Source organism: Pseudomonas sp. Tri1, assembly GCF_017968885.1.
In the GTDB taxonomy this organism is placed as follows: Bacteria; Pseudomonadota; Gammaproteobacteria; order Pseudomonadales; family Pseudomonadaceae; genus Aquipseudomonas.
Map to the genome: position 1 here is coordinate 3,125,516 of NZ_CP072913.1, position 25,341 is coordinate 3,150,856.

Annotated in this window: 24 protein-coding genes; 9 read left to right on the forward strand and 15 right to left on the reverse strand. The window is 61.9% G+C overall.

All coding sequences use genetic code 11. The features are described from left to right. Positions 1–118 precede the first annotated feature (118 nt). The 7 genes from J9870_RS13350 to ribBA form a co-directional block, all read right to left on the reverse strand. Positions 119–1,162: an LLM class flavin-dependent oxidoreductase gene (locus tag J9870_RS13350; protein WP_210644733.1), complete on the reverse strand. Its 1,044-nt coding sequence runs from the start codon at positions 1,160–1,162 to the stop codon at positions 119–121. Positions 1,163–1,191: 29 nt separating this feature from the next. Next, on the reverse strand, positions 1,192–1,677 hold the full coding sequence (locus tag J9870_RS13355) for a flavin reductase family protein (RefSeq protein WP_210644735.1): 486 nt from the start codon (positions 1,675–1,677) through the stop codon (positions 1,192–1,194). Positions 1,678–1,724: 47 nt separating this feature from the next. Then, positions 1,725–2,876 (reverse strand): ABC transporter ATP-binding protein, encoded by a 1,152-nt coding sequence (locus J9870_RS13360; RefSeq protein ID WP_210644737.1) that lies wholly within the window; start codon positions 2,874–2,876, stop codon positions 1,725–1,727. 17 nt (positions 2,877–2,893) lie between these two features. Further along, positions 2,894–3,703 carry an ABC transporter permease gene (locus tag J9870_RS13365; protein ID WP_210644739.1) on the reverse strand — a complete coding sequence of 270 codons (810 nt, stop codon included), beginning with the start codon at positions 3,701–3,703 and terminating at the stop codon, positions 2,894–2,896. 6 nt (positions 3,704–3,709) lie between these two features. Next, positions 3,710–4,642 carry an ABC transporter permease gene (locus J9870_RS13370; protein WP_210645251.1) on the reverse strand — a complete coding sequence of 311 codons (933 nt, stop codon included), beginning with the start codon at positions 4,640–4,642 and terminating at the stop codon, positions 3,710–3,712. Continuing rightward, positions 4,639–5,664 carry an ABC transporter substrate-binding protein gene (locus J9870_RS13375; protein ID WP_210644741.1) on the reverse strand — a complete coding sequence of 342 codons (1,026 nt, stop codon included), beginning with the start codon at positions 5,662–5,664 and terminating at the stop codon, positions 4,639–4,641. Before J9870_RS13375 ends, J9870_RS13370 begins: the two co-directional genes overlap by 4 nt. 350 nt (positions 5,665–6,014) lie before the next feature. Then, on the reverse strand, positions 6,015–7,124 hold the full coding sequence (gene ribBA, locus J9870_RS13380; protein ID WP_210644743.1) for a bifunctional 3,4-dihydroxy-2-butanone-4-phosphate synthase/GTP cyclohydrolase II: 1,110 nt from the start codon (positions 7,122–7,124) through the stop codon (positions 6,015–6,017). A gap of 82 nt (positions 7,125–7,206) precedes the next feature. Here ribBA and J9870_RS13385 point away from each other — a divergent pair, with 82 nt between their 5' ends. Continuing rightward, complete coding sequence (locus tag J9870_RS13385; RefSeq protein WP_210644745.1) at positions 7,207–7,500, forward strand: DUF1330 domain-containing protein; 294 nt, start codon at positions 7,207–7,209, stop codon at positions 7,498–7,500. Positions 7,501–7,506: 6 nt separating this feature from the next. Here the strand turns inward: J9870_RS13385 and J9870_RS13390 are convergent, their stop codons facing one another. From J9870_RS13390 to J9870_RS13425, 8 genes are all read right to left on the reverse strand, one after another. Further along, positions 7,507–8,070, reverse strand: a complete 564-nt coding sequence (locus tag J9870_RS13390; RefSeq protein ID WP_210644747.1) for an NUDIX hydrolase — start codon at positions 8,068–8,070, stop codon at positions 7,507–7,509. A 1-nt stretch (position 8,071) separates the two neighbouring features. After that, the gene (locus J9870_RS13395) at positions 8,072–8,824 is read right to left on the reverse strand and encodes a GntR family transcriptional regulator (RefSeq protein ID WP_210644750.1); all 753 of its coding nucleotides are present in this window, start codon (positions 8,822–8,824) and stop codon (positions 8,072–8,074) included. A gap of 60 nt (positions 8,825–8,884) precedes the next feature. Beyond that, positions 8,885–9,289 carry a carboxymuconolactone decarboxylase family protein gene (locus tag J9870_RS13400; protein WP_109755321.1) on the reverse strand — a complete coding sequence of 135 codons (405 nt, stop codon included), beginning with the start codon at positions 9,287–9,289 and terminating at the stop codon, positions 8,885–8,887. A 134-nt stretch (positions 9,290–9,423) separates the two neighbouring features. Next, positions 9,424–9,909: a flavin reductase family protein gene (locus J9870_RS13405; RefSeq protein ID WP_210644752.1), complete on the reverse strand. Its 486-nt coding sequence runs from the start codon at positions 9,907–9,909 to the stop codon at positions 9,424–9,426. Between the two features lie 12 nt (positions 9,910–9,921). Further along, on the reverse strand, positions 9,922–11,403 hold the full coding sequence (locus J9870_RS13410; RefSeq protein ID WP_210644754.1) for an aldehyde dehydrogenase: 1,482 nt from the start codon (positions 11,401–11,403) through the stop codon (positions 9,922–9,924). Then, positions 11,400–12,233 carry an alpha/beta fold hydrolase gene (locus J9870_RS13415; RefSeq protein WP_210644755.1) on the reverse strand — a complete coding sequence of 278 codons (834 nt, stop codon included), beginning with the start codon at positions 12,231–12,233 and terminating at the stop codon, positions 11,400–11,402. Before J9870_RS13415 ends, J9870_RS13410 begins: the two co-directional genes overlap by 4 nt. 44 nt (positions 12,234–12,277) lie before the next feature. After that, the gene (locus J9870_RS13420; RefSeq protein ID WP_210644756.1) at positions 12,278–12,868 is read right to left on the reverse strand and encodes an amino acid synthesis family protein; all 591 of its coding nucleotides are present in this window, start codon (positions 12,866–12,868) and stop codon (positions 12,278–12,280) included. 202 nt (positions 12,869–13,070) lie between these two features. Continuing rightward, the gene (locus J9870_RS13425; protein ID WP_210644758.1) at positions 13,071–14,036 is read right to left on the reverse strand and encodes an AraC family transcriptional regulator; all 966 of its coding nucleotides are present in this window, start codon (positions 14,034–14,036) and stop codon (positions 13,071–13,073) included. Positions 14,037–14,193: 157 nt separating this feature from the next. Between J9870_RS13425 and J9870_RS13430 the strand changes: the two genes are divergently transcribed. From J9870_RS13430 to J9870_RS13460, 8 genes are all read left to right on the forward strand, one after another. After that, positions 14,194–16,182 carry a TonB-dependent receptor gene (locus tag J9870_RS13430; RefSeq protein ID WP_210644760.1) on the forward strand — a complete coding sequence of 663 codons (1,989 nt, stop codon included), beginning with the start codon at positions 14,194–14,196 and terminating at the stop codon, positions 16,180–16,182. 10 nt (positions 16,183–16,192) lie between these two features. Continuing rightward, the gene (locus J9870_RS13435) at positions 16,193–17,233 is read left to right on the forward strand and encodes a methyltransferase (protein WP_210645253.1); all 1,041 of its coding nucleotides are present in this window, start codon (positions 16,193–16,195) and stop codon (positions 17,231–17,233) included. Continuing rightward, entirely contained in the window at positions 17,230–17,709 is a 480-nt protein-coding gene (locus tag J9870_RS29505) for a hypothetical protein (RefSeq protein ID WP_246883119.1), read from the forward strand. The genes J9870_RS13435 and J9870_RS29505 overlap by 4 nt, the downstream gene beginning before the upstream one ends. After that, positions 17,709–18,512 (forward strand): MFS transporter, encoded by an 804-nt coding sequence (locus J9870_RS29510; protein ID WP_246883120.1) that lies wholly within the window; start codon positions 17,709–17,711, stop codon positions 18,510–18,512. The genes J9870_RS29505 and J9870_RS29510 overlap by 1 nt, the downstream gene beginning before the upstream one ends. A 20-nt stretch (positions 18,513–18,532) precedes the next feature. Continuing rightward, positions 18,533–20,947: a decarboxylase gene (locus J9870_RS13445; protein ID WP_210644763.1), complete on the forward strand. Its 2,415-nt coding sequence runs from the start codon at positions 18,533–18,535 to the stop codon at positions 20,945–20,947. A 23-nt stretch (positions 20,948–20,970) separates the two neighbouring features. Then, positions 20,971–23,493 (forward strand): aminotransferase class III-fold pyridoxal phosphate-dependent enzyme, encoded by a 2,523-nt coding sequence (locus tag J9870_RS13450; protein ID WP_210644765.1) that lies wholly within the window; start codon positions 20,971–20,973, stop codon positions 23,491–23,493. A gap of 207 nt (positions 23,494–23,700) precedes the next feature. Next, on the forward strand, positions 23,701–24,873 hold the full coding sequence (gene moeB, locus J9870_RS13455) for a molybdopterin-synthase adenylyltransferase MoeB (protein WP_210644768.1): 1,173 nt from the start codon (positions 23,701–23,703) through the stop codon (positions 24,871–24,873). A 21-nt stretch (positions 24,874–24,894) separates the two neighbouring features. Continuing rightward, positions 24,895–25,302, forward strand: coding sequence for a M67 family metallopeptidase (locus tag J9870_RS13460; RefSeq protein WP_210644771.1), 408 nt, complete (start codon positions 24,895–24,897; stop codon positions 25,300–25,302). Positions 25,303–25,341: the final 39 nt, after the last annotated feature.

The following is a 25,341-nucleotide window of genomic DNA, read 5'->3' on the forward strand; positions in this document are numbered from 1 at the left end:
GTGTTCATCGAGTTTGTGTTCGCCATGAATCCCCTGTGGGAGCGAGCTTGCTCGCGATGGCGGTTCAACGGACTGACCAAGCCAGTGGCTCCCGCTATCAGGTCTCAAAGGCTGCGGATCAGCGAAACGCCGGCACCACCTGCTGGATAAACAACTCCAGGGACTTCTTCTTCTCGGCATGGGACAAGCTGTTGTCGCACCAGAAGCTGAACTCATCCACCCCCAATTCCTGGTAGTACTTGATCCGCTCGATGATTTCCTGCGGTGTGCCAATCATGGTGTTCTTGCGGATGTTTTCCAGTTGGAACTCCGGACGCTCGGCGAATTTTTCTTCGGGGCTTGGCGCGAGGAAGCCGTTGACCGGCACTTGCTTGTTGCCGAACCAGGCATCGAAGGTGCGATAGAACTTGGAGATTGCCTGGGCACCGACTTTCCAGCCCTCGGGATCGTCCACGGCATACACGTGGGTGTGGCGCAACACCATCAATTGCGGGCGTGGTACGTCAGGGTTGTTGTCCAGGGCGGCCTGGAACTTGTTCTTCAGGTCCAGGACTTCTTCATCGCCCTTCATCAACGGCGTGACCATCACGTTGCAGCCATTGGCGACGGCGAAGTTGTGGGAGTCCGGGTCGCGGGCGGCGATCCACATTGGCGGGTGTGGTTTGCGGATCGGCTTGGGCACGCTGGTGGAGGTGGGGAATTTCCAGATTTCGCCGTCATGGGCGTAGTCACCTTGCCACAGGGCGCGTACCACCGGAACCATTTCCCGCAGGGCCTGGCCACCGGAGGACGCCGGCATGCCGCCGGCCATGCGGTCGAACTCCACCTGATAGGCGCCACGGGCCAGACCGACTTCCATGCGGCCATTGCTGATCACGTCCAGCAGCGCGCATTCGCCAGCCACCCGCAGCGGGTGCCAGAACGGCGCGATGATGGTGCCGGCGCCCAAATGTATGGTGGTGGTCTTGCCGGCCAGGTATGCCAGCAGCGGCATCGGGCTTGGCGAGATGGTGTATTCCATGGCGTGGTGCTCGCCGATCCACACGGTGCTGAAACCGCCAGCCTCGGCCAGCAGGGTCAGCTCAGTCAGGTCTTCGAACAACTGGCGATGGCTGACGCTTTCGTCCCAACGCTCCATGTGTACAAACAGGGAAAATTTCATGGCGCTTTCTCTTGTCGTTGACGATCGGTTCAGGCGAGGACGGGCAGGGCGCCCATCTTGCCGTGGCAGTAAACCAGCGGGCCTGGTGTGTGTTGCGGCACGATCAGATTCTTCACGGCGCCGACCATGATGGCGTGGTCGCCGCCTTCGTATTCACGCCACAGTTCGCATTCGATGATGGCGGTGGCATTGCTCAGCAGCGGGTTACCCAACTCGCTCAGGGTCCACTCGATGCCCTGGGCCTTGTCCTTGCCTTTGCGCGCGAAGGCGTAGGCTTCGTTCTGTTGCCCGCCGGAGAGCACATGGATGGCGAAGCGGCGGTTCTTGATCAGCACCGGGTAGGAGTCGGAGCTGTAGTTGGGGCAGAACAGCACCAGGGCCGGCTCCATCGACAACGAGCTGAACGCGCTGGCGGTGAGGCCGACGATCTGCCCATCATCATCGAGCGTGGTGATCACCGTCACGCCGGACGGGAACGAGCCCATGACTTGTTTGTAAACGGCGGCGTCGATCATTGGACGATCCTCGGGTGCGGCTTTTATGGAGGGGCAGACGGCGTTCATCAATGGGCACCGGCGGCTTTGTTCAGGTCGCTCTCGACCCATTGGGTGTAGACGCAGGCATCAGCGGTGGCCCAGCGCACACGCACTGGGTCGCCAGCCTTGAGTGGCATGCCGGCGGCGGACAGCGCCTTGACAGTCATGGCGGTTCCACTGGAAGTCATCACGCTACAGGTCTGGCTTTCACCGAGAAACAGCACTTCGACGACCTTGGCCGAGACTTCATTCCAGCCGGCGGCCAAGGGCTCCTGAGCGGCTTGTTCGACGCTCAAGGCGAGGGCTTTTTCCGGGCGCACCATCAGCAGCACGTCCTGCTCTACTTGCAGGCCGGCGGTCAGGCGGATCGACAACGACTGGCCTTCGAAGGTCGCCACCGCGTTGCCCTGGGCCTTGAGCTTGAGGAAATTGGAGTTACCCAGGAAGGACGCGACAAAGGCGTTCGGCGGGTTCTGGTAGAGGTCATAGCCGCTGCCCAGGCCGACGATCTTGCCGTGGCTGAAAATCGCAATGCGCTGGGACAGGCGCATGGCTTCTTCCTGGTCGTGGGTGACGTAGACGATGGTGATGCCCAAGCGCCGATGCAGTTGGCGCAGTTCATCCTGCAGGTCTTCACGGAGTTTTTTGTCCAGGGCGCCGAGGGGTTCATCCATCAGCAGAATACGTGGCTCATAGACCAGCGCCCGGGCAATCGCCACACGCTGCTGCTGGCCGCCGGAGAGTTGCGAAGGCCGCCGATGGGCGAACTCGCCCAGTTGCACGAGCTTGAGCATCGCATCGACTCGGCGTTCGCGTTCGGCGCTCGCCAGTTTGCGGATCGCCAGGGGAAAGGCGATGTTGTCGCGCACCGACAGATGCGGGAACAGTGAGTAACGTTGGAACACCATGCCGATGTCACGCTTGTGCGGCGGAACGTTGACCAAGGACTTGCCGTCCACCAGGATCTCGCCGCTGCTGGGGGTCTCAAACCCGGCGAGCATCGACAGCGTGGTGCTCTTGCCTGAGCCGCTGGAGCCGAGGAAGGTCAGGAATTCGCCGTCCTGGATGTCCAGGGAGATATCGTCCACGGCGGCAAAATCGCCGTAATGCTTGTTCAGGTTGCGCAGGCTGACCAGGGTCTTGTTGTGCTGTTGTGCGGGGTCTTTGACGGCACTCATTGTGTTCTCCTAGGCGCTCAGGCGCTGATTTCGTTGCGCCGGCGCAGGGCGGCGGCGATCACCATCACCAACACCGAGAGGCCGATCAGCAACGTCGAAGCGACGGCGATCACAGGCGTCAGGTCCTGGCGCAGGGTGGTCCACATTTTTACCGGCAGGGTTTGCAGGGTCGGGCTGGCCATCATCACGCTCAGCACCACCTCGTCCCACGACACCAGAAAGGCGAACAAGGCACCGGCGACCATGCCGGGGCGAATCGCCGGAAAGGTCACCTTGAACACCGCTTGCAGGCGTGAGGCGCCGCAGATCACCGCCGCGTCTTCGATGGACTGGTCGAACAGCTTGAGCGAGTTGATGATCGAGATGATGGTGAAGGGCAGTGCGACGATCACGTGACTGACCACGAACGCGAACAGCGTCCCGGTGTAACCCAGTTTCAGGAACAGCGCGTACACCGCCACCGCGATGATCACCAGCGGCACGATCATCGGCAGGGTGAACAGGCCATAGAGCATTTCCCGACCCGGGAACCGCCCGCGAACCAGGGCAAACGCAGTGGGCAAACCCAGCGCCACGGCGCAGACGGTGGTCAGGACCGCGACCTTGAGGCTGGTCAGGGCCGCGCTCATCCAGTCCGGGTTGGAGAAGAATTGGCCGTACCATTTCAACGTCCAGCCTGGTGGCGGGAACACCAGCCACTGGGACGAACCGAACGACAGCAGCACGATGAATACGATCGGCAACAGCAGGAACAGCGCGATCAGGCCAGTGGTGAAGTACAGGCCGAACCGCATGCGCCGGCTCATGGCATTGGGGGTCAGGAGCATGACGGCTTACCTCGCGTTGCTGGCACCCACCGGGGATTCCGGCTGGAGCTTCAGGTAGAAGTAGAACAACACCAGGGTGATCGCCACCAACAAGGCGGCGCCGGCACTGGCCAGGCCCCAATTGAGGAACGACTGCACCTGCTGGATGATGAATTCAGGCAGCATCATGTTCTGCGCTCCGCCCAGCAGTGCCGGGGTCACGTAGTAACCGAGGGACATCACGAACACCATCAGCCCGCCGGAGAACAGCCCCGGTCGGCACAGCGGCAGGAACACCTTGAAGAAGTTGGTCCAGGGGCTGGCGCCGCAGATGGAACCGGCCTGCAGGACCATCGGGTCGATAGCCTGCATGGTTGCCTGCAGCGGCAGAACGATGAACGGGATCATGATGTAGCTCATGCCGATCACCACGCCGGTGAGGTTGTGCACCATCTCCAACGGTTGGTCGATGATGCCCATGGCCATCAACGCCTTGTTGATCACCCCGGAGGCTTGCAGCAACACCAGCCAGGAATAGGTGCGGGCCAGCAGACTGGTCCACATCGACAGCAACACGATGTTCAGCATCCAGCGCCCCCAGCCACGGGGCACCAGGGTGATGGCCCAGGCCAGGGGGAAACCCAGCAACAGGCTGAACAGCGTCACCAGCCCGGCCACCGAAAAGGTGTTGATCAACACCCGGGCGTAGGCCGAGTTGGCGAACAGTTGCTCGTAATTACCCAAGCCGGGCACCGGTTCCAGCACGCCGCGCAACAACAGACCAATCAGCGGCGCCAGGAAGAACAGGCCGAGGAACAGCAGGGCGGGAAGCAGGTTTGCGGCCCCGCGCCAGCGCTGGGCCAACGACGGGGTTTGTGGGGCAACGGTCTTGGCGATGCTCACACCGGTAGCGCCGGCGGCGCCTCCGGTGTGCTGGGTTGCCGATGCCGCTATTTTCATTTGACCAGCCATTCGTTCCACCGTGTCGCGATGTCCTGACCGTTCTTGGCCCAGTACGCGAAATCAAGGGTGATTTGATCCTTGGCATAGGCGGTCGGCAGGTTGGGGGCGAGTACCGAATCCAGGCGCGCGATGCTGTCGACGTTGACCGGCGCATAGGCAGTCAGGTTGGAGAAGTCGGCCTGGCCCTTGGCGCTGCTGGCGTTGGCCAGGAACTTCATGGCCGCAGCCTTGTTCTTCGACCCCTTTGGAATGACCAGGATGTCGGCCATGACCAGGTTCTGCTTCCAGCTCACGCCAACCGGCGCGCCGTCCTGTTGCAACGCATAGATGCGCCCGTTCCAGAACTGGCCGAGGCTGGCTTCGCCGGAGGCAAGCAGTTGCTGGGATTGGGCGCCGCCGCCCCACCAGACGATGTCTTTCTTGATGGTGTCGAGCTTCTTGAAGGCGCGGTCCAGGTCCAGCGGGTAGAGCTTGTCCGCCGCGACGCCATCGGCCAGCAGCGCCAGTTCAAGGACGCCTGGGCTTGGCCATTTGTACAGGGCGCGTTTGCCGGGGTAGGTCTTGGTGTCGAACAGCGCGGTCCAGTCCTGAGGCTTGCCGGAGCCGAGCTTGCCTTCGTTGTAGCCGAGGACGAACGAGAAGTAGAACGAACCGACGCCGTGATCGGAGACGAAGCGTGGGTCGATCTTGTCGCGCTGGATGACCGAGAAGTCCAGGGGCTCGAGCAGGCCTTCAGCGGCGGCGCGCAAAGCGAAGTCCGCCTCGACGTCGACCACGTCCCATTGCACATTGCCGCTTTCGACCATGGCCTTGAGCTTGCCGTAGTCTGTCGGGCCATCCTGGACCACGGTGATGCCGCTGGCCTTGCTGAATGGGTCGGCCCAGGCCTGCTTCTGCGCGTCCTGGGTGCTGCCGCCCCAACTGACGAAGTTGACGCTTTCAGCAGCCAACGACACCTGGCTGGCGACGCTCAACAGGCCCGCAAAAAAGATTGCGGCTGCACTTTTCTTCAACACCATTTTTACGCCCTCATTGTTGTGTTTTTGAGCGGGCTTTTGTCGCCCGCCTATCGGGAGCAGTAGGTCCATCTGGCCTTAAAGGCGACCGGGCCAAGGGCTTTTGTTTGTGCTTTCCCTGCCGGGGGCACTTGGCTGAAGCGTTCGGTCTATGGAATATCATATTATGGTATTCCAAACTTTCTGCAAGCATTTTGCCGTACCGGCTATCTGTCCGGGGATAGATTGTTCCCTGTCATTGCTGGATCGAACCCTGTGGGAGCGAGCTTGCTCGCGATGGCAATGGATCTGTCGACATGGATGTTGACTGACCCACCGCTATCGCGAGCAAGCTCGCTCCCACAGGTTTTCTGTTATCCGGTGAAAGGAATACTTTCCACCACCTCCAAGTCATACCCCGTCAACCCCGCGTACTTGAGCGGCGGGCCCAAATGACGCAACTTGCCGACGCCCAGGTCCTGGAGGATTTGTGCTCCGGTGCCCACTTCAGAATAGATGCGCGATTGCGACCGGCTGAACTGTCGTGGCGGCTGGGTCAGTTGCGGCACTCGCTCGAGCAGCGCCTGGGACGACTCGTGGTTGGCCAGCACCACCACCACGCCACGGCCTTCTTCGGCGACCCGTTGCAGTGCTGCCCACAGGGTCCAGTTGGAAGGGCCGTTGTATTCGGCGCCCACCAGATCCCGCAGCGGGTCGATCACGTGCACCCGCACCAGAGTCGGTTCCTCCCGGCGAATGTCGCCCATGACCATCGCCATGTGCACGCCGCCTTCGATGCGATCTTCAAAGGTGAACAAGCGAAAGGTACCGTGCACTGTGGGCAGTTCCCGTTCGCCGATACGCACCACGGTGTGCTCGGTGCTCAGGCGGTAATGGATCAGGTCGGCGATGGTGCCGATCTTGATCCCGTGCTTGCGGGCAAAAACCTCCAGGTCCGGGCGGCGGGCCATGGTGCCGTCATCATTCATCACTTCGACGATCACTGATGCGGGCGTGAAACCCGCCAGGCGCGCCAGGTCGCAACCGGCTTCGGTGTGCCCGGCGCGGGTCAGTACACCGCCTTCCTTGGCGCGCAACGGGAAGATATGCCCCGGCTGCACGATATCGGTGGGCCCCGAATCGGCGGCCACGGCGGCGGCGACGGTGCATGCCCGGTCGGCGGCGGAAATACCGGTGGTCACGCCCGTGGCGGCCTCTATGGAAACGGTGAACGCGGTGCTGAACACGCTGCCGTTGCTCGGCACCATTTGCTCCAGACCCAGGCGCTGGCAGTGCTCGTCGGTCAGGGTCAGGCAGATCAGTCCACGCGCTTCACGGGCCATGAAGCTGATGGCCTGGGCGTTGCAGCAGTCGGCGGCCAGCAGCAGGTCACCTTCGTTTTCCCGATCTTCGTCATCCACCAGCAACACCATCTTGCCCTGGCGGTAGTCTTCGATGATTTCCTGAATGCTGTTAAAGGCCATGTCGGGCTCTCTTTGTTTTGATGGGTGCTTGGTGGAATGATGTTGTGGTATACCATAATACAAAAATAACCGAGAGGTCACTATGAAGGCGTACTGGATTGCTCATGTGGATGTCACCGACCCCGATCAATACAGCCAATACACCCAACGGGCGCCGGCGGCGTTTGCCTTGTATGGCGGGCGGATGCTGGCCCGGGGCGGGCGCAGCGAAGCGATGGAGGGCCGGGACACGCCGCAGCGCAGCGTGGTGATCGAGTTCGACTCTTACGAACAGGCGCTGGCCTGTTATCACTCAGAGCAGTATCAGGCGGCCAAGGGGCATCGAGAGGGCGTGGCTCAGGCCGAGGTGATCATCGTCGAGGGCGTGGCACCCTGAGGTTTGTCAGCGGATGAAATGGATCTTGCCGCTGTCGTCGTTGCCGATGTAGATACCATAGACCCCGGCCTGGCGTTCCTCGATATAACGTTCGAGGATCTGGCGGATGGCCGGGTAATAGATGCTGTCCCAGGGAATGTCTTCGGGGGCGAAGAATTTGTAGTCGAGGGTTTCCGGCCCGTATTGGCCGGTGATCTCCAGCGCTGTGGCGCGGAAGATGATGTACACCTCGCTGATCTTCGGCACACTGAAAATCGAGTAGGGCGAGACAATTTCCGCGCGCACGCCGGTCTCTTCCCAGACCTCCCGCAGCGCCGCGTCCTCGGTGGTTTCGCCGCCCTCCATGAAGCCGGCCGGCAAGGTCCAGGTGCCGGGGCGCGGTGGGATGGCGCGCTGGCACAACAGGTATTTGCCGTCCTGCTCGATGATGCAGCCGGCAATGATCTTCGGGTTGACGTAATGGATGTAGCCGCAGCCGCCGCACATCAGTCGCTGGTGGGTATCGCCCGCTGGCAGGCGGTGACTCAGGTCACTGCCGCCACACTTTGGACAAAAGCTGGGGCTGAACATCTCAGCGACCTATACGGGGTTCTTTCAGGGCGATGGGCGCCGTGATTTCAGGAATCTCGCCGGTTTCTTCCTGCTGACGCTTGAGGTACTCCAGGGCAACCTTGGCGGCGGCGCGCACATGGTCGACGCATGCCTGGTGGGCGGCCAGGGGATCGCCGCTCTTGATCGCCTCGACCATGCGCTCCATTTCCTGGTTGCTGCTGCCGCGACGGTTTTCCTGGGACACCGATGTGGCCCGCAGGTAACTGATGCGGGCTTGCAACTGGCGCAGCTGGGTGGCGGCGACATGGTTGCCGGACCCTTCGAGCAAGACGTCGTAGAAGCCTTGCACCGAATCGATGACCTGTTGCAGCTCGCCATCCTTGAGGGCCTTGCGGTTCTCTTCCAGGGCTTTCTCCAGCGCCTTGATGTCCTTGGCCTTGGCCCGCAGGGTGAAGAGCTGGACGATCAAGCCTTCGAGCACACAGCGCAATTCATAGATGTCGCCGGCATCGGCCAGGGTGATGATTGCCACCCGTGGGCCCTTGGCATCGGCGAATTCCACCAGGCCTTCGGATTCGAGGTGGCGCAAGGCTTCGCGCACCGACGTGCGGCTCACGCCCAGGCGATCGCACAGATCGCGCTCGACCAGGCGATCGCCCGGCAGAAGCTGGAAGTTCATGATGGCACTTCGCAATTTATCCAGCACGATCTCGCGCAGGGTAACGGGGTTGCGATTGACCTTGAAGCTGTCGTCGAGTGGCAGGCGTTTCATGGGGTCCGCTCTGTAATATGGCTGTCCATGCCAAACGGGCAACATCCGTGCACGTTCAGATCAAACAGCCGAGGGTTGACTGGAGGCCTCGGCGTCGGCTTCGGCGAAGGCTTCACGGGCAAGCCGGAAACTGTCCACGGCAGCCGGGACGCCGCAATAGATACCGACCTGAAGCAGAATTTCGCGTATTTGCTCACGACTCAAGCCGTTACGCAAGGCGCCACGCACATGCAGCTTGAGTTCATGGGGTCGATTGAGCGCCGAGATCATCGCCAGGTTAATCATGCTGCGTTCCTTGAGCGATAAACCCTCACGACCCCAGACATGGCCCCAGCAGTATTCGGTGACCATTTCCTGCAGGGGCCGGGTGAAGTCGTCGGCGTTCTCAATGGAGCGCTGCACATAAGCCTCGCCCAGCACCTGAGTGCGGATCTTGAGGCCTTGTTCATATTTATCGTTGCTCATGCGGGCTCCCTGAAAAAGTGATGAACCTGTGGGAGCGAGCTTGCTCGCGATGGCGGTGTGTCAGGCACATCAATGTCGACTGCTCCACCGCTTTCGCGAGCAAGCTCGCTCCCACAGGGGGATGTGTGTAGCCATCAGGCCAGCGCCGGCAGCGGGCCCAGCTTGCCTTTGTGGTAGATCATCGGTGTGACCGGTTGCTCGGGCAGGATCAGGTGCTTCACCGCGCCAACGATGATCGCGTGGTCACCGCCGTCGTATTCGCGCCACAGTTCGCATTCGATAATCGCTGTGGCCTTGGCCAGTAGCGGGTTGCCCAGTTCGCTGAGGTGCCAATCGATACCTTTGGCCTTGTCTTTGCCTTTGCCTGCAAACGCATAGGCTTCGGCGGTCTGGTCGGCCGAGAGCAAATGAATCGCAAACTGCTTGCTGTCGCGCAGGATCGGGTAGGTGTCGGAAGCGTAGTTGGGGCAGAACAGCACCAGCGCCGGGTCGATCGACAATGCGCTGAAGGCGCTGGCAGTGATACCGACGATATTGCCATCCGGGTCCAGGGTGGTGACCACCGTGACGCCGGACGGGAAGGAGCTCATGACTTCTTTGTAGATGCCGGGTTCGATCATTTCTCAGGACTCCTAGCGCATCACGAACGGATCAGGCATCGGCGCCTGGGAGAGATTGATCCACACCGTTTTCAGTTCGGTATAAGCCAGCACCGAATCGATGCCGCTTTCGCGTCCATAGCCGCTGTTCTTGAAGCCGCCGATGGGCGCCATGGCCGAGACCGCACGATAGGTGTTGACCCAGATGATTCCGGAGCGCACGTCCCGGGCCAGGCGATGGGCGCGGCCCAGGTCGCGGGTCCAGATGCCGGCGGCGAGGCCGAACTGCGAGTCGTTGGCAATCGCCAGCGCCTCGGCTTCATCCTTGAAGCGGATGACCGAGGCCACCGGGCCGAAGACCTCTTCCTGCATGATTTTCATCGAGTTGCGGTCGCATTCGAACAGGGTCGGTTCATAGAACCAGCCGTCCCCTAGGTTCTGCGGACGCTTGCCACCCAGGCGCAGGCGCGCACCTTCGGCGATGGCGTCGGCTACCAGGCCTTCAACCACGGCCAGTTGCTGTGCGGTGGCCATCGGCCCCATTTCGCTGCTGTCTTCCTGCGGGTTTCCGATGCGGATGCGCTGGGCGCGTTCGACCAGGCGCGCGACGAATTCGTCGTAGATTTCTTCCTGCACCAGCAAGCGCGAACCGGACACGCAACTCTGGCCGGATGCCGCGTAGATCCCGGCAATCGCCCCGTTGATGGCGCTGTCGAGGTCGGCGTCGGCGAAGATAATGTTCGGTGATTTGCCCCCCAGTTCCAGCGACAGTTTGGCGAAGTTCTCCGCGCTGCTGCGCACCACATGCCGGGCCGTGGCGGCACCGCCGGTGAAGGCGATCTTGCGCACCAGCGGATGGCGGGTGAGGGCGGCACCGGTGCTTGGGCCGTAACCGGTGACGACGTTGACCACGCCAGGTGGAATCCCCGCTTCCAGGGCCAGGCGCGCCAGTTCCAGAACGGTCGCCGAGGCGTGCTCAGACGGTTTGATCACAATGGTGTTGCCCGCCGCCAGTGCCGGGGCGAGTTTGATCGCGGTCAGGTAAAGCGGGCTGTTCCAGGGAATGATCGCCGCGACCACGCCCATGGCTTCGTGCACCGTGTAGGCAAACAGGTCCGGCTTGTCCAGCGGCAGGGTACCGCCTTCGAGTTTGTCGGCCAGGCCGGCGGTGTAGTGGAAAAACTCCGGCAGGTAGCCGACCTGGCCACGGGTTTCGCGGATCAGCTTGCCGTTGTCGCGGCTTTCCAGCTGGGCCAGTTGTTCTTTGTTCTCGGCGATCAGGTCACCCAGGCGTCGCAGCAGTTTGCCGCGAGCGGTGGCGGTCAAGCCACGCCAGGCCGGGCTCTCGAAGGCAGCCTGCGCGGCTTGTACGGCGCGCTCGACATCGGCTTCGTCGGCATCGGGCAATTCAGCCCAGGGCTGGGCCAAAGCCGGGTTCAGGCTTTCAAAAGTCTTGCCGGAAAGGGCATCGACCCATTCGCCGCCGATGCACATCGAAAAACGTGCGAGTGTCATGCAACGATCCCCTTTATCTGGTTGTGTCGGGCGCTTGCCGTGTCGAGAAACTCCAGCAGCAACTGGTTGACCAGGCGCGGCGATTCTACCGGCATCATATGCCGCTGCTCGGCGAGTACGGCAACGGTCGCGCCAGGAATTCGTTCGGCCAGTTGCCGGGCCATTTCCGGCGTCGAGCCGGGGTCCAGTTCGCCGGTGGCGATCAGCGTTGGCACCTGGATGTTGCCCAGGTCGTCGGCGCGGTACATGTCCTGGGTGGCGAACAGTTCATAGGTAGTCAGGTAGCCCTGGGGATCGTTACCTGCCAGGGTCTGGCGCAGCGCGGCAATCTGCGCCGGGTTGGCCGCCTGGTATTCGCGACTGAACCAGCGCGATAGTGCGGCTTCGGCATTGGCGTCCGGGCCATGTTCGGCGGCCTGGGCGGTACGGGCAATGACTCCGGCGCGCTGCTCGGCGCTGCGGTTGAATACACTGTTGAGCACCACCAGGCCGTGCAGGCGTTGCGGGTAATGCAAGGCAAACGCCCGCGCCACCAGGCCGCCCATGGAAAAGCCGATCACCGTCGCCTGGGGCAGTTGCAAGTGATCGAGCAGCTCCAGCAACTGATCGGCGTAACCCAGCAGGGCGGTGCCGCTTTCGGGGCGCGGGCTGGCGCCGTGGCCGAGCATGTCGTAGGCAATGACACGGTATTTCGTGGCCAGACCAACGACCTGGCCGCCCCACATTTCTTTGTTCAGGCCCACACCGTGGATCAGGACCACGGGCTGGCCTTGGCCAGTGGCCAGGTAACTGGTCCCGGCCGGGGTGAGTTCAGCGGTGAGCCGAATCATGAAGCGCTCCTGCATGCCTTTTTATTGTGGTTACCGAGGCTGGATTACTGCGCATTCTCGGCGGCCAGTTCTTCCAGATCGATGTAGCGGTTGCCGATACGCGGGTGCAGGCGACCGCCATCGGCACAACCGAGCACCACGACGATTTCGTCAGCGCGCGGGGCGTCTTCGATCTGCATTTCCAGGGTGATGTAGTGCGAGCGCAGGCCTTCGTCGTCCTTGTGCATCATCGGGATCTGGATCGACGTGCCTGGGCCGCCGCGTTTGTTGGTAAAACTCAGGTAGCTCTTGGCCTTGACCGCTTCGCGGTAGTGGTTGCCGAAGCGCAGGGTATGGATCACGGCGGAGGCGTGCTCGATTTCACCGTCGGCGCCCACCACGGCGGCCTTGCCGTAGGCTTGGATTTTTTCCGCGCCGCCGATGATGCCCACCAAGCGTTCGACCATCAGGGCGCCAAGGTCGGAGCAGTTGGCGCGGATTTCCGGTTTCAGGTCTTCAACGAAGCCACGGCCCAGCCAAGGGTTTTTCATCACCACCGCCAACCCGACCATGGTCACCGGCTTGTCGGTAGCCTTGCCGCCTTCGATAAAGGTTTCTTCGACATAGCTGACGATCTTGCGAATTTCGAAACTCATGAGCTGCTCCGTAAGAGGTGGAAATTGGTTTGTGCGTATGATGGTATACCATAATACTGCTAGCGCAAGTGGCGGTTTTGAGTTTGTGCGTGGGAAGGCGACAGAAGGCCGCCCTGGCCAGCAGGTAGCCGTGGCAGGGGGATTCGGGGGATTTGAAGGGCGAGGGTATGGCGCCCGGAATTATCCGGGCGCCATGGCAGAATCAGCGGCGTTTGCCAAATACTGTTTTCGGCGACTTGCCAAAGAACCGGGTGAATGCGGCGCTGAAATTATTCGGGAATTTGTAGCCTACCTTGTAAGCCGCCTGCGCGACCTGGCAACCGCTTTCAAGCAGTGTGTAGGCCTTGCGCATGCGGATCTCGTGAAGCATGCGGTGTGGCGTGGAGTTGAAACGGTAATGCAGGCCTTCCTTAAGCTTGAATTCATTGAGCCCGACCGCGGCGCACAGGTAGGGAATAGTCAGCGGCTGGTCCATCTGCTCGATCATGATGTCGCGTGCCTGGTCGAGCTTTTCAATGTCGCTGGCGCTGAATTGAGGGTTCTGGAGGCACGTGGGCGGGCTCAGCAGTTTCAGCTGTTCGGACAGCAGGCAGAGGGTGTGGATGTGCATGTCCAACGCACCGGTCGCACCCTGGTTGAGGTATCTGGCCAGGGCGGTGGCGTGGCTGGCGCTGGTGGCCGAGGTTTTCTGGAAGGCCAGTTGGCGCACATTGCCGTTGCCCAGTAGCTGGCGGGTGCGCTGCTCGCCGATGTATCGGTTGAGCATGCCTTCACCGATCAGAAGCCGGAGCTGAGAAACGGTCGTGCCGGCTTCGTAGCACCGCTCGCCCAGGCTTAACTGGAACGAGGTGATGGTGGTGTAGCCGGCTCGGAACGACACCGCCGAACCATCGGCGCCCTTGTATCCGGAGTCGCCTTGCATACCGAACGTGATGACCAGCATGTGCCGATTGTGCGGGCTGACGGTTTCCTCGATCAGATTCCGCGTGGGCCGGTAGCGCGAGCGCACCACCATCAGGTCGTTATCGACGAAATAGCGCTCGGAATAGCACTCGCCCAGTTCCCCCGGCAGTTGCTGGCGCGTCCAGCCACAGGGGTCGTTACTGATCAATCGCGAGTGCGTTGGCGCAACTCGATACGACTGGGAAATCTTCTGTAGGGCCGCCACTTTTATTGTCCTCCTTGGTTGACTCTGGCTTGCATATGGATTGATCCAGATTCCATATGAACTACATGATAACTATTCGCATTAATCAATACCATGTTTGCATCTCAACTGCTATCGCAAGAACGAGGCAGTCGCTGATTCATTGATGGGGAGTGCGATGGTCAAGCCTGTATTCAAAGCCAGCGGTTATACGTTATGCGTCGGCTGCCTGGGCGTGGCCGTGAATGTGGCGGCGCAGACCGAGCTGGCTGCGGTTACTGTAACGGCGAACAAGATCGAGCAGCCTCAGGAAGCAGTTCCTGCCAGTTTGTCGGTTCTGACGGGCGAGGACCTGCGCAAGGGCGGTATCAATGACTTGGAAGACCTGGCGCGGGCCACTCCCGGTTTTACCTTCCAACCTTTTGGCCAGTCGGGCACCAACCTGCCGGTGGTGCGCGGCCTGACTGCCAGCCCTACGGCGTTTTCTTCCTCGATGTTGATGTTGGTCGACGGCGTGCCGACCCTGATGGGGCAGGGCTTTGACCACGACCTGCTGGGGGTGGAGCGCATCGAAATCCTGCGCGGGCCCCAGTCGACCCTGTATGGCCGCAACGCCGAAGCCGGCGTATTGAGCCTCCACACTCGCCAGCCCGAAGCACTGCCCTATGCCCGGATCGACGCCGGTGGCGGCAGCCGCGACGAGCGCACCCTGGGCGTTGATACCAGTACAGAGCTGCTTCCGGACACGCTGTACGCCGGGGTTTCCGGGCAATGGCAGGCGCGCGACGGCTACATTGACAACGACTGGCGCGGCGGGCGGGCCGATGATCGCGAACGTCACAGTGCTCGCATGGTGTTGCGCTGGACGCCGACCCTGGCCACGGACGTCAACCTGCGCTACAGCCGCCAGGACTATCGTGACGCTGGTGCCCAGTGGGGCCTGGCGGACTCTTCCCGGCGCCAGGTGCGCTCCGGCACCTCGAGCTGGAACCACTCCAGCGGTCGCAGCCAGTCTTTGGACGTGCTGCATGAGTTCGAATCGGGCCTGAAGCTGCGATCGATCAGCGCACGCAATGACTTCTACGACCGGGTAAGCCAAGACACCGATTTCCAGCCTGCCGACCGGTTCCACGTAGGCCGTGATTACCACTTCAATACCTTGTCCCAGGAGTTTCGCCTGGAAGGCCAATGGGACGAGAACCAGTGGCTGCTCGGCGTCTATGCCGACCATGATGACCACGACCTGTCTTACCAGCAGAAACTGCCCGTCGGCCTGTCCCGCACGGATGTGCAGTTGGGTGGCAACACCACGGCGTTGTTCGGCCAGTGGTTGATGCCCTTGTCCGAGCTCTGGACCCTGACTCTCGGCGCCCGCGTCGAACAGGACAAAGTGCGCATCGATCCCCAAGGCGGTAGCCAACAGAGCCAGGCATGGCAACGCTTTACCCCCAAGGTCTCGCTGCAATACGAGTGGCAGCCGGATGCTTATCTGTACGCCAGCTATGCCGAAGGTTTTCGTGCTGGAGGTTTCAATGCCTTTTCCAGCGCCGCCAATTACCCCGGTTATGACCCGGAGAAGGTCAAGACTTATGAGGTCGGCGCCAAGGGCTGGCTGGACGACAGGCGCCTGCGTTATTCGGCGGCGCTGTACTGGATGGACGTGCGCGACATGCAAGTGCAGCAGATGCTCCAGCCAGGCGTGGTGTACATCACCAACGCGGCATCGGCGCACTCCACTGGGATGGATCTCGAAGCCCAATATCTTCTCGCCGACAACTGGACGCTGGTTGGTTCCGTGGGCCTGAACCGCACCCGTTTCGAGCGTTTCAGTGACGGCACCAATGACTACCAGGGCAATCGCAACCCCTACGCCCCTGACTTCACTGGCCATCTGAGCCTGCGCTACGACGCCCCCGCCGGTTGGTGGACCCAGGGGGGCGTGGACGTGGTTGGCAAGACCTATCTGGACTCGGCCAACCAGTACAGCCGTGGCGGCTACGGCTTGCTCAACCTCAATGCCGGTTATGACTTCGACCAGTACGGCATCAGTGCCTACGTGAAGAACGCCGCCGACAAGCGTTACGACGCCGTCGGCTATTTGAACGGCACCGCACGGGTCTACAGCCCGCCAAGGGAAATCGGCCTGCGTGTGAGCTATGAACTGTGAGCTGCGAATGATGAATGGAATCGACCTGGCAACACCGCATCCCCTGCAACCCTACTGGGACTTGACCCTGGCCGGCGTGCGCGCCGACGCCCTGCGCATTGCGCTGGAATGGAAGCTCTTCAACTTGCTGCAAGTGCCTGTCACGGCGCAGACCATTGCCCGGCAGTTGCAACTCGACCCGGTCAACACCGGTTACTGGCTGGAAGCGCTGTGGAGCATGGCCTTGCTGGTGCGTGACCAACAGCAACCGCCGCGCTACCAGAACGCTGCCGTGGCCCACGACTACTTGCGCGCCGAGGCTCCGGACTACTGTGGCGATGCCTGGACGTTCCGCCTGCGCGGGCTTCGGCATTTCGGTGGGCAGTTGGGTGATCAGGTTCGAGCGGGGCAGCCCAGCGGACAGGCGCCGAACGTGGCGACCACTATCGAGAACTGGACGGCCGCTGCGCGTTTGCAACTGGCCCAAGAGCAACGGGCCGTCACGGTGGAGGTGGCGTTGCGCTTGATGGCAGGGATTCCCGAGTTCGCCCATGCCCGCCGATTCCTGGACCTGGGGGGCGGCCCAGGGCTGGTCGCGATTGCCTTGGCCCGGGATAACCCGATGTTGAGCGGCGAGGTGTTCGATTTTCCCCAGACCGTCAGCGTGGCGGCGGAAAATATCCATAAGGCCGGCCTCCAGCAACGTCTCTCGGTCCGCGGTGGGGACTTGGCAAGCGATGACATCGGCGAGGGTTATGACCTGATCTGGTGTTCCTCGGTGTTGCACTTTGTCCCGGACCTGGCCGCGAGCCTGGAGAAAATCCACGGGGCGTTGCGTCCTGGCGGCGTATTGGTCAGCGCCCATGCCGAAGTCCCCCTGGACCCGGACCTGGCCAGGCGGGTCATGCCTTACTACCTGTCGATGCAGATGCTCGGTCGCCAGGTCACCCACGCCGGCGGCCTGGCCGAGGCATTGACCCAGGCTGGTTTCGTCGATATCGACCATTACCCTGAAGTGGCTTTTGCCGTCGCGCCGGTGGCGGTGCAAGTGGCGCGTCGGAGCGGCTCATGAAAAGCCAGGAAAACGCTCGCATGTGGCGTCTGCAATGGCTGTTTGGCTGGCTCCATTTCGTCCTCGCGGTGCCCAGCATCTACCTGTTGCTGGGGCTTCCGCTGGTCATGCGCGAACATGGCTGGTCCGGCACGGACATTGGGCTGTTCCAACTGACGGGGCTGCCTGCGGTGTTCAAATTCCTCTTGGCCGTGCCTGTACAACGGTATCGCTGTGCCCGGGGGCACTATCGCCTCTGGGCGCTGGGGTTGTGCCTGCTGTTGGCGCTGTTGCTGGTGCTGGCCAGTCAGCAGTCGATTACCGCTAACCGCTTGTTCCTGTTCGGCCTGGCCTTCGCCGCCGGCGTGCTGGCGACCTGGGCCGATATTCCGGTAAACGCCCTGGCCATCCGACTATTGCCGCAAGCGCAGCGACTGCGGGCGGGGGGATCCGTTCGGCGGCGCTGTTCCTCGCCGCCATTGTCGGCGCCGGGGTGATGCTGTTGGTGCAGCAGCGCTGGGGCTGGCAGGCGCCGTTTCTGCTGATGGCCGCCGGGTTATTGCTGGCCCTGCCGTTTCTCGGACGGCTGCAGGAGGCGGATGGCAATGCTGCCGAGGCTCAGGCAAGCCGGCCGGCACTGTTGGATTGGCCAGGTTTTTTCCGGCAGCCCGGCGCGCGTCTCTGGATCTGGCTGCTGCTCAGCGGTTTTCCCTTTCTCGGCGCGGCGTGGCTTTACCTCAAGCCGCTGTTGCTGGACCAGGGGATGCCTGCGCAGCAGGTGGCCTGGGTTGCCGGCGTCGGCGGCGGGGTAGTCGGTGTCCTGGCGAGCATTCTGGGCGCCAGGCTGGTGCAACGCCTGGGCCCGGCCTGGGTGACGCCGTGGTTCATGGTCGGGGCCTTGCTGGCGCTGCTGGCCTTGACTGGCGCGGTATGGCTTCAGGCCTCGACCGCGTGGCTGGTGGTGGCGGCTTATCTATTGGCCACGGCCATGGGCGCGGTATCGAGCCTGATGTTCGGCCTGATGATGTTTTTCTCCCGCCGTGACCACCAGGCCGACGACTACGGCCTCCAGGCCAGCCTCTTTGTACTCACGCGCCTGTTGGTGCCGATCGGCGCCGGAGCGCTGCTCGATCGCAGTGGCCCGGCGGGAATGCTTGCCGGCCTGTGCCTGGCAACGCTCGGTGTGTGTGCACTGGCGATGACTGCGCGACGTTCGATTGCCCTGGCCACGGCGGATGCCTGTATCCCCGAGGAGCGAGCTGACCGGGTTAAAGGCAAATCCGCCCCCCAAGTAAGTTAGACCCAATAGGAATGGAGTCCATGAAGGCAACCTTAGGTATCTGTTTGATTACCCAGACGCAGCCTCTGATCGAGGATGTGGCATTTGTCGTCGATTATTTGCAGGCCTGCTTGCAGCCACCGGCAAATAATTGCGACTGGCCACCCTCGATCAGAGGCAACGAGGCGATGCATCGCGCCTTGGGTCCCGAGCCCCACGGCGAAGCTGTCCTGGAGACCCTGATGGTTCAGGCCCAGCACTATTTGCAGGGCAACCCATCCGCTGCGGCCGCGCTGCCCGACTTGTGGGTGTTGACCTTCGACACGCCACAAGCCGCCCGGCAAAGTTTGCGCCGACAAAGCCCGCCGTTATCCAACGAACTGTTCATTCTCGATCTTTGTCAGCAAACCGAGGCGGGGGACGAGGATCCCTTTGATGAGCTGATCGCCGCCACGCCCGGTTCACGCCTGTCACCCCATTCGGCGCTGCTGTATTGCGCCTTGCCGGCCCTGCCGGGCTGGATGAACCGAGTCGGCGGCAACCGCCATCTGCGGGTCGCGGGGCAGGACCGCGCCGCGCGCCGCGCGGACCTGCTGCGCATCCTCCTCGATCACTTGGAGCACGCGCACTTCAACCGTCTGCTGGCGCGCTCCATCAGCGGTCCATTGCTGTCAGTGAGCCTGGCGACGGAAATTACCCGGTTCATGTGCAGCCGTTGGCAACAACGCTGGGACTTTCATGCCTACACCGGGTCGATGGTGGCGGGGCTGATCCAGTCGATGCAGCAGAACGTTGCCGGCACTGGCGTGCGTTGCCTGGGCGGTTGCAACGAGCACAGCCTGGCGGTCAGTGCCATGGCCGGCTGGCAACTGTTTGGTCGGGCCTACGTGATTGCCGTGACGTCGGGCATGATCGATGAGTTTCGTGGCACCCTGGCCAACCTCAAGCGGCTGGGGGCTCCGGGGTTGATTGTCTGTGCCGACAGCCCAGAGAACGTCTGGTTTGCCTTCCAGGGTACCCACGACCTGGACAACGACGGCTGTAGGGTCATCGAGGCCCGAGGTCTGCGCCAGGTCTTCATCCGTAAGGTCGAGGAAATCGGCCCGCGCCTGGAAGAGGCCTTCGCCATGCTCGCCGAACGGCCCGAGCCGGTGTTTATCCTGGCCACTCAGGGGGTGCTCGAATCCCGGCCCCAGGTGCCGCTGGACGTGCGCCTGCCCGAGCTCCTGCCAGCTCCGGCCTGGCGTCCCGACGCGCGGCAGGCGAGCGCGCTGGACCAGGCCCTGGATCTGATCAATCGCGAGCCGGTGCACCTGCTATGGCAATGCGGCAAGCTCAGTGCCGAGCAGCGTCGTCGGGTGCACGCCCTGGCCGAGCGCGGCGCCATCGGCCTGGCGGACAGCATCACCCAACCTGGCAGTGTCGGCCCCTACCATGAGGGCCGGGCGGTGCCCGAATACCTGGGGCCACTGTCCCTCTATGGGTTCAGCCGACGGGTGTACCAGTTCATGCATTGCGAGCATGAGTTGAACGGCGCCCAGGACCACTGTGTGTTCTTTCTCAAGGGCAAGGTCGACCAGGCCGCCACACCATTTTCCGAAGGTAAGCTCAAGCGCCAATTGCGCGTGGTGCAGGTCAATCGTGAGCCCCGGCACCTTTCGCCGTTCACCGACCTGGCGCTGGATGTGCCGCTGGATGAGTTCCTGGGGCATATCGAGCGCGGTATGCAGGTCGAACCCCAGGTACTTGCGTTGCGCCGCGCCAAGCTTCGGGAGATGGCACAGCGCAGCGAAGCCGTGGCGGCGGATCACATTGAAACCCTGCCCATGACCGCCAACTACTTTTTTCATCGGCTCGGTCACCTGGTGCGCGAGCTGATCGAGCACCAGGGTTATCGCTATATCGGCGTCTACGATGTCGGCCGTTGCGGTATTTCTGCGGTGCGTAATGTGCCACGCACCGACCCCGGGTTTTCCGGATGGTATGGGCGGGCGCTGATGGGCGATGCACTGATGGCCTTGCCTTATATCGCCATGACCGCCGAGGGCAATGTCCTGGCTTTCATCGGCGACGGCGCGCGGGCCCTGGTGCCGGATATCGAGGCACGTCTGGCGCAAGGACTGGCCCAGGACCCGTGCGCGAACCAGCGCAACGTCAGTCTTTTCTACCTCACCAACGGCGTGTTGTCGCTGATCCAGACGTACCTCGACAAACGCTATGCCCACAACGGTGCCCAGCAAGTCGCGGTGACCAGCGCCGTGGCAATGGCCGCGCCGATGGAGCGGATCGGAGCCATCAGCGTGCACCGCGAACGCTTGGTCAACTTCGATGAAACCGCTCTGCGCCAAGCCCTGACACAACCCGGACGACTGAACATTTTCGACGTCTTGCTGGCCCATAACTCGGAGGGCGACGGCTTGAGCCTGGTCTCCGAAACCGCCTGGAACCGTCAATGAACCTCCGCCAAGGACACACCCCCATGAAATTCGGCTTCATCGCCCACCCGACCTCCATAGCCCTGCAACGCCAGGTGAAGATCATCGACCTGTTGGACCGCACGCTCGCTGAGCAGGATCGCGGATATCAGGCTCAGCTCTGGAAATCACGCAACCTGGTGCCGTTCGCCGACTTCGGGCGCATCGTCAGCGCCAGCGGTGCGGTGTGCGAGGGCATCTTGCATTACCTGCCGCTGACCGCCGAGCAAATGCTCAGCCAGCCGCGAACCATTGCCGCACGGGTACTCGAAGGCGTACACAGCCTGCAGGAGCAGGGCGCGCAACTGGTAGGTCTGGGTGGTTTTACCGCGATTGTCGGCAACCGCGGGTTGCAGACCCTGGACCGCAGTGGCGTACCGGTTACCACCGGGAACTCGTTGACTGCCTACGCCGCCTACAAGAACGTGCTGGAGGCCATGGCCCGGCTGGAGGTGGCGCCGGCCGACAGTGAAGTGGCGGTGGTCGGTTACCCCGGTTCGATTGCCCTGGTCATCGCCAAGCTCTTGGCCCGCGACGGTTGCCGCCTGCGCCTGGTGCATCGGGGCAGCGCGGAGCAGGGCCGTGACAGCCTGGCCTGGCTGCCGGCGCAGTTCCACGGCCAGGTGCAATTGACGACGGATATCGACAGTTGCTACGACTCGGTGCGTTTTTACGTCGCGGCGACGTCCAGTGGCGGGGTGATCGACCCCTATCGGCTCGCGCCGGGTTCCGTGGTGGTGGATGCCGCGCTACCCCGGGATGTGCTGCCGTTTCATCAAGACCGCCAAGACATTCTGATCATCGACGGTGGCCTGGTGTCGGCCAGCGCCGACCTGCGTTTCGGCACTGAAACCCTGGGGTTGGCGCCGAAAAAATTTCTCAATGGCTGCCTGGCGGAAACCCTGGTGCTCGCGCTGGAGGGGCGTGCCGAAGCATTCTCCATCGGGCGTGAATTACCCGAGGAGCGGGTACTGGAAATTGGCCGCATCGCTGAACTGCATGGTTTCTCGCCATCGCCCATGGCTTCTTATGGCGAGCGCCTGGCAGACACGGATTTCCAGGCCCTGCGGCGCTTCCATCGGACCACGAAAGTCTCCACCGCCCTCGAGCAATCCGCTGATCAACCGGCTGCGCTGCGGGCCGAAGCCTTGCGTTGTTTCGACCAGCACATCAACCCGGTGCTGAGGGAGTTCTACCAGTTCAACCACATCGAACGGGTGTTCACCCACGGCAGTGGTTGCTGGCTGACGGATCTGGACGGTGGCCGCTACCTGGACTTCGTCGCCGGCTACGGCTGCCTCAATACCGGGCACAATCATCCGCATATCAGCCAGGCACTACAGGTCTATCTGCAACAGCAATACCCCACGTTCGTCCAGTACGTGTCGGTGCCCTTGCAGACCAGCCTGCTGGCCCAACGCCTGAGTGAGCTGGCGCCGGGAAACCTGGAGCGGGTGTTTTTCAGCAATTCGGGCACCGAGGCGATCGAGGCGGCATTGAAGTTGGCGATGGCGGCCATGCAGCGACCTCGAATTCTGTATTGCGACAACGGCTATCACGGCAAGACCCTCGGGGCGCTGTCGGTCACCGGCCGAGACAAGCACCGCGAGCCTTTCAAGCCGCTGTTGGCACGTTGCGATTCGATCCCTTTTGGCGATCTGGCGGCACTGGAAAGTGCCTTGTGCCAGGGGGATGTCGGCGCCTTCATTCTCGAGCCGATCCAGGGCGAGGGCGGGGTGATCGTGCCGCCGCAGGGCTACCTGAAGCAGGTTCGTACGCTTTGCAACGCCTACGATTGCCTGTTGATTGTCGATGAAATCCAGACCGGCCTGGGTCGCACCGGCAAGCTGTTCGCTTGTGAGTGGGAAGCGGTGGTGCCGGATATCCTGGTGCTGTCCAAGTCGTTGTCCGGTGGTGCGGTGCCGATTGGCGCGACGCTGTCCAGCACGGCCTTGTGGGACCGCGCCTATGGCAGCATCGATACCTTTGCCTTGCACACCTCGACCTTCGGTGGCGGCAACTTTGCCTCGGCTTCGGCCCTGGCGACGCTTGAGGTGATTACCGCGCAAGACTTGGCCGGCAACGCCGCCCGGGTGGGGGGGCAGCTCAAGCAGGCGCTGGCTGAAGCGGTCAAGCCATACCCGTTCATTCGTGAAGTGCGCGGTGTCGGGTTGATGATCGCCATTGAGTTCGAATACAGCTTCAAAGGCGGCGTCGAGGCCTTCGTCCGTGAGTTCGCCAGCCGCATTCCGGGTAACGCGGCGGGCACCTATCGCATGCTCTCCGGCAAGGCCAAGCGGCATATCGAGGAGGCCATCTGTGAGGTGGAGAAAAACCTCGAGGAGATGTTCGTGTTGCGTTTCGTCAGCAAATTATCCCGGGAGCATGGCGTGCTGACCTTCGTCACGGCCAACAACAACCGGGTTATGCGCATCCAGCCACCGCTGGTGCTCAATGACGCCGAAGCGCAGCATTTTGTCGAAGCCTTCAGCGCCGTGTGCGAGGACATGTCGACCTTCCTCGCCTGATGCCTGCGAAAGCCCTCGCAAGAGGGCTTTTGTCTATCTGTAGCGGTCACCCAGTCTATCCATGCTGTCGACAAGTGCTTATCGCATAGTGATTGTTCTAAATGCATACGAAAACGGACCTTGCGCATATGAAATTCAAAGCCCTTTGAATTGATTAATCAAAGGGCCTGCATGAGAATTGCTTACATTCAGTAACAGGTATTAAACATGAAACTTCCTCCGCTTGTCGCTGCTGTTTCTATTCTAAGTAATGAAGAAATAACCCGTTATAGCCGACACTTGTTGATTCCTGATGTGGGTCTGGAAGGGCAGTGTCGTCTAAAGAGCAGCAGGGTATTAGTCATCGGTGCCGGAGGCCTGGGTTCGCCGGCGTTGCTTTACTTGGCGGCGGCCGGAATCGGGACCCTGGGCATCATCGACTTTGATCGGGTGGACGAGTCCAACCTGCAGCGCCAGGTGATCCATCGGGTGGCTACGGTGGGCCAGTTGAAGGTCGACAGTGCCGCTGAGGCCATCAAGGCGCTGAACCCCTATGTCAAAGTCGAGTGCCACGAACAGCGCCTGGAACCGGAAACCGCCGTGCAGTTGTTCAGCCAGTACGACCTTATCCTCGATGGCACTGACAATTTCGCCACCCGCTACCTGGTCAACGATGCCTGTGTGTTGGCCGGCAAACCCTACGTCTGGGGGTCGATTTTCCGCTTCGAGGGCCAGGCCTCGGTGTTCTGGGAAGACGCACCGGGTGGCGTCGGTCTCAACTACCGTGACCTGTATCCCGAACCGCCTCCGCCAGAACTGGCGCCATCCTGTTCCGAGGGCGGGGTGCTGGGCATTTTGTGTGCGTCCATCGGCGCAATCATGGCCACAGAGGCGATCAAGCTGATCACCGGCATCGGCGATAGCCTGCTGGGACGCTTGATGGTGTACGACGCGCTGGACATGTCCTACCGGCAGATGCCGCTGCGCCGCTCCCCGGGACGCCAGCCCATCACGGCCCTGAGTGATTACCAGGCCTTTTGCGGCCTGAACGCGCCCCAAGGCGTGCAGGACGTGGCCATTCCCTCGATCAGCGCCAAGCAATTGCAGGCATTGCGCGAAAGCGGCCAGGAGGTGTTGTTGATCGATGTGCGTGACCGCGCCGAATGGGACATCGTACGGATCCACGGCGCCCAGCACATGCCCAAGGGGCCTAAGACCGCAGAACTGATCGAAACCCGGTTCGGCAAGCACGCCAACCTGGTCCTGCACTGCAAGACTGGCGCGCGCTCGAAAGCCGTATTGCTCGAGCTTCAGCAACGAGGCTTCAGCAATGTACGCAATCTCGATGGTGGCGTGCTGGCCTGGGTCAGGGATATCGAGCCAGCGTTGCCGGCCTACTGAACCAGAAGATGAGGACCGAGGATGTTGAGTATTCGTGTCGGCCTGCTGGAAGCCATCCTGGAGCAGGCGCGGCGGGATCATCCGCTGGAAACCTGCGGCATCGTCGCCGCACCGGTAGGCGTTCGTACCGCCGAACGACTGGTGCCGATGGATAATGCCGCGCGTTCGTCGACGTTCTTCAGTTTCGATCCCAGGCAGCAATTGGCAGTCTGGCGGGCGCTGGACGAGCGAGACGAGGAGTGCCGGGTGATCTATCACTCACATACCGCCAGTGTCGCTTATCCGAGCGCCGAGGATGTGCGTTATGCCGGTGATGCTTCGGTGCATTACGTTATTGTTTCAACACTGCAGGCGGTTGACGAGTGTGTTCGAAGTTTTCGAATCATCAATAATAAAGTGACCGAAGAGCGTATTTGCGTGGTGCGCTGAAAGTTATAAGCGATACCGCTAAATTAAATAATCAATGAT

Bases quoted from the DNA above. Each gene is read 5' to 3' on its own strand.
- ribBA (WP_210644743.1), bottom strand. From the start codon at position 7,124: ATGGCCTTTAACAGCATTCAGGAAATCATCGAAGACTACCGCCAGGGC.
- J9870_RS13385 (WP_210644745.1), top strand. From the start codon at position 7,207: ATGAAGGCGTACTGGATTGCTCATGTGGATGTCACCGACCCCGATCAA.
- J9870_RS13400 (WP_109755321.1), bottom strand. From the start codon at position 9,289: ATGAGCAACGATAAATATGAACAAGGCCTCAAGATCCGCACTCAGGTG.
- J9870_RS13445 (WP_210644763.1), top strand. From the start codon at position 18,533: ATGAAGGCAACCTTAGGTATCTGTTTGATTACCCAGACGCAGCCTCTG.
- J9870_RS13375 (WP_210644741.1), bottom strand. From the start codon at position 5,664: ATGGTGTTGAAGAAAAGTGCAGCCGCAATCTTTTTTGCGGGCCTGTTG.
- J9870_RS13370 (WP_210645251.1), bottom strand. From the start codon at position 4,642: ATGAAAATAGCGGCATCGGCAACCCAGCACACCGGAGGCGCCGCCGGC.
- J9870_RS13350 (WP_210644733.1), bottom strand. From the start codon at position 1,162: ATGAAATTTTCCCTGTTTGTACACATGGAGCGTTGGGACGAAAGCGTC.
- J9870_RS13460 (WP_210644771.1), top strand. From the start codon at position 24,895: ATGTTGAGTATTCGTGTCGGCCTGCTGGAAGCCATCCTGGAGCAGGCG.
- moeB (WP_210644768.1), top strand. From the start codon at position 23,701: ATGAAACTTCCTCCGCTTGTCGCTGCTGTTTCTATTCTAAGTAATGAA.
- J9870_RS13390 (WP_210644747.1), bottom strand. From the start codon at position 8,070: ATGTTCAGCCCCAGCTTTTGTCCAAAGTGTGGCGGCAGTGACCTGAGT.
- J9870_RS13405 (WP_210644752.1), bottom strand. From the start codon at position 9,909: ATGATCGAACCCGGCATCTACAAAGAAGTCATGAGCTCCTTCCCGTCC.
- J9870_RS29510 (WP_246883120.1), top strand. From the start codon at position 17,709: ATGCTGTTGGTGCAGCAGCGCTGGGGCTGGCAGGCGCCGTTTCTGCTG.
- J9870_RS13410 (WP_210644754.1), bottom strand. From the start codon at position 11,403: ATGACACTCGCACGTTTTTCGATGTGCATCGGCGGCGAATGGGTCGAT.
- J9870_RS13430 (WP_210644760.1), top strand. From the start codon at position 14,194: ATGGTCAAGCCTGTATTCAAAGCCAGCGGTTATACGTTATGCGTCGGC.
- J9870_RS13420 (WP_210644756.1), bottom strand. From the start codon at position 12,868: ATGAGTTTCGAAATTCGCAAGATCGTCAGCTATGTCGAAGAAACCTTT.
- J9870_RS13360 (WP_210644737.1), bottom strand. From the start codon at position 2,876: ATGAGTGCCGTCAAAGACCCCGCACAACAGCACAACAAGACCCTGGTC.
- J9870_RS13435 (WP_210645253.1), top strand. From the start codon at position 16,193: ATGAATGGAATCGACCTGGCAACACCGCATCCCCTGCAACCCTACTGG.
- J9870_RS13450 (WP_210644765.1), top strand. From the start codon at position 20,971: ATGAAATTCGGCTTCATCGCCCACCCGACCTCCATAGCCCTGCAACGC.
- J9870_RS13415 (WP_210644755.1), bottom strand. From the start codon at position 12,233: ATGATTCGGCTCACCGCTGAACTCACCCCGGCCGGGACCAGTTACCTG.
- J9870_RS13395 (WP_210644750.1), bottom strand. From the start codon at position 8,824: ATGAAACGCCTGCCACTCGACGACAGCTTCAAGGTCAATCGCAACCCC.
- J9870_RS29505 (WP_246883119.1), top strand. From the start codon at position 17,230: ATGAAAAGCCAGGAAAACGCTCGCATGTGGCGTCTGCAATGGCTGTTT.
- J9870_RS13355 (WP_210644735.1), bottom strand. From the start codon at position 1,677: ATGATCGACGCCGCCGTTTACAAACAAGTCATGGGCTCGTTCCCGTCC.
- J9870_RS13365 (WP_210644739.1), bottom strand. From the start codon at position 3,703: ATGCTCCTGACCCCCAATGCCATGAGCCGGCGCATGCGGTTCGGCCTG.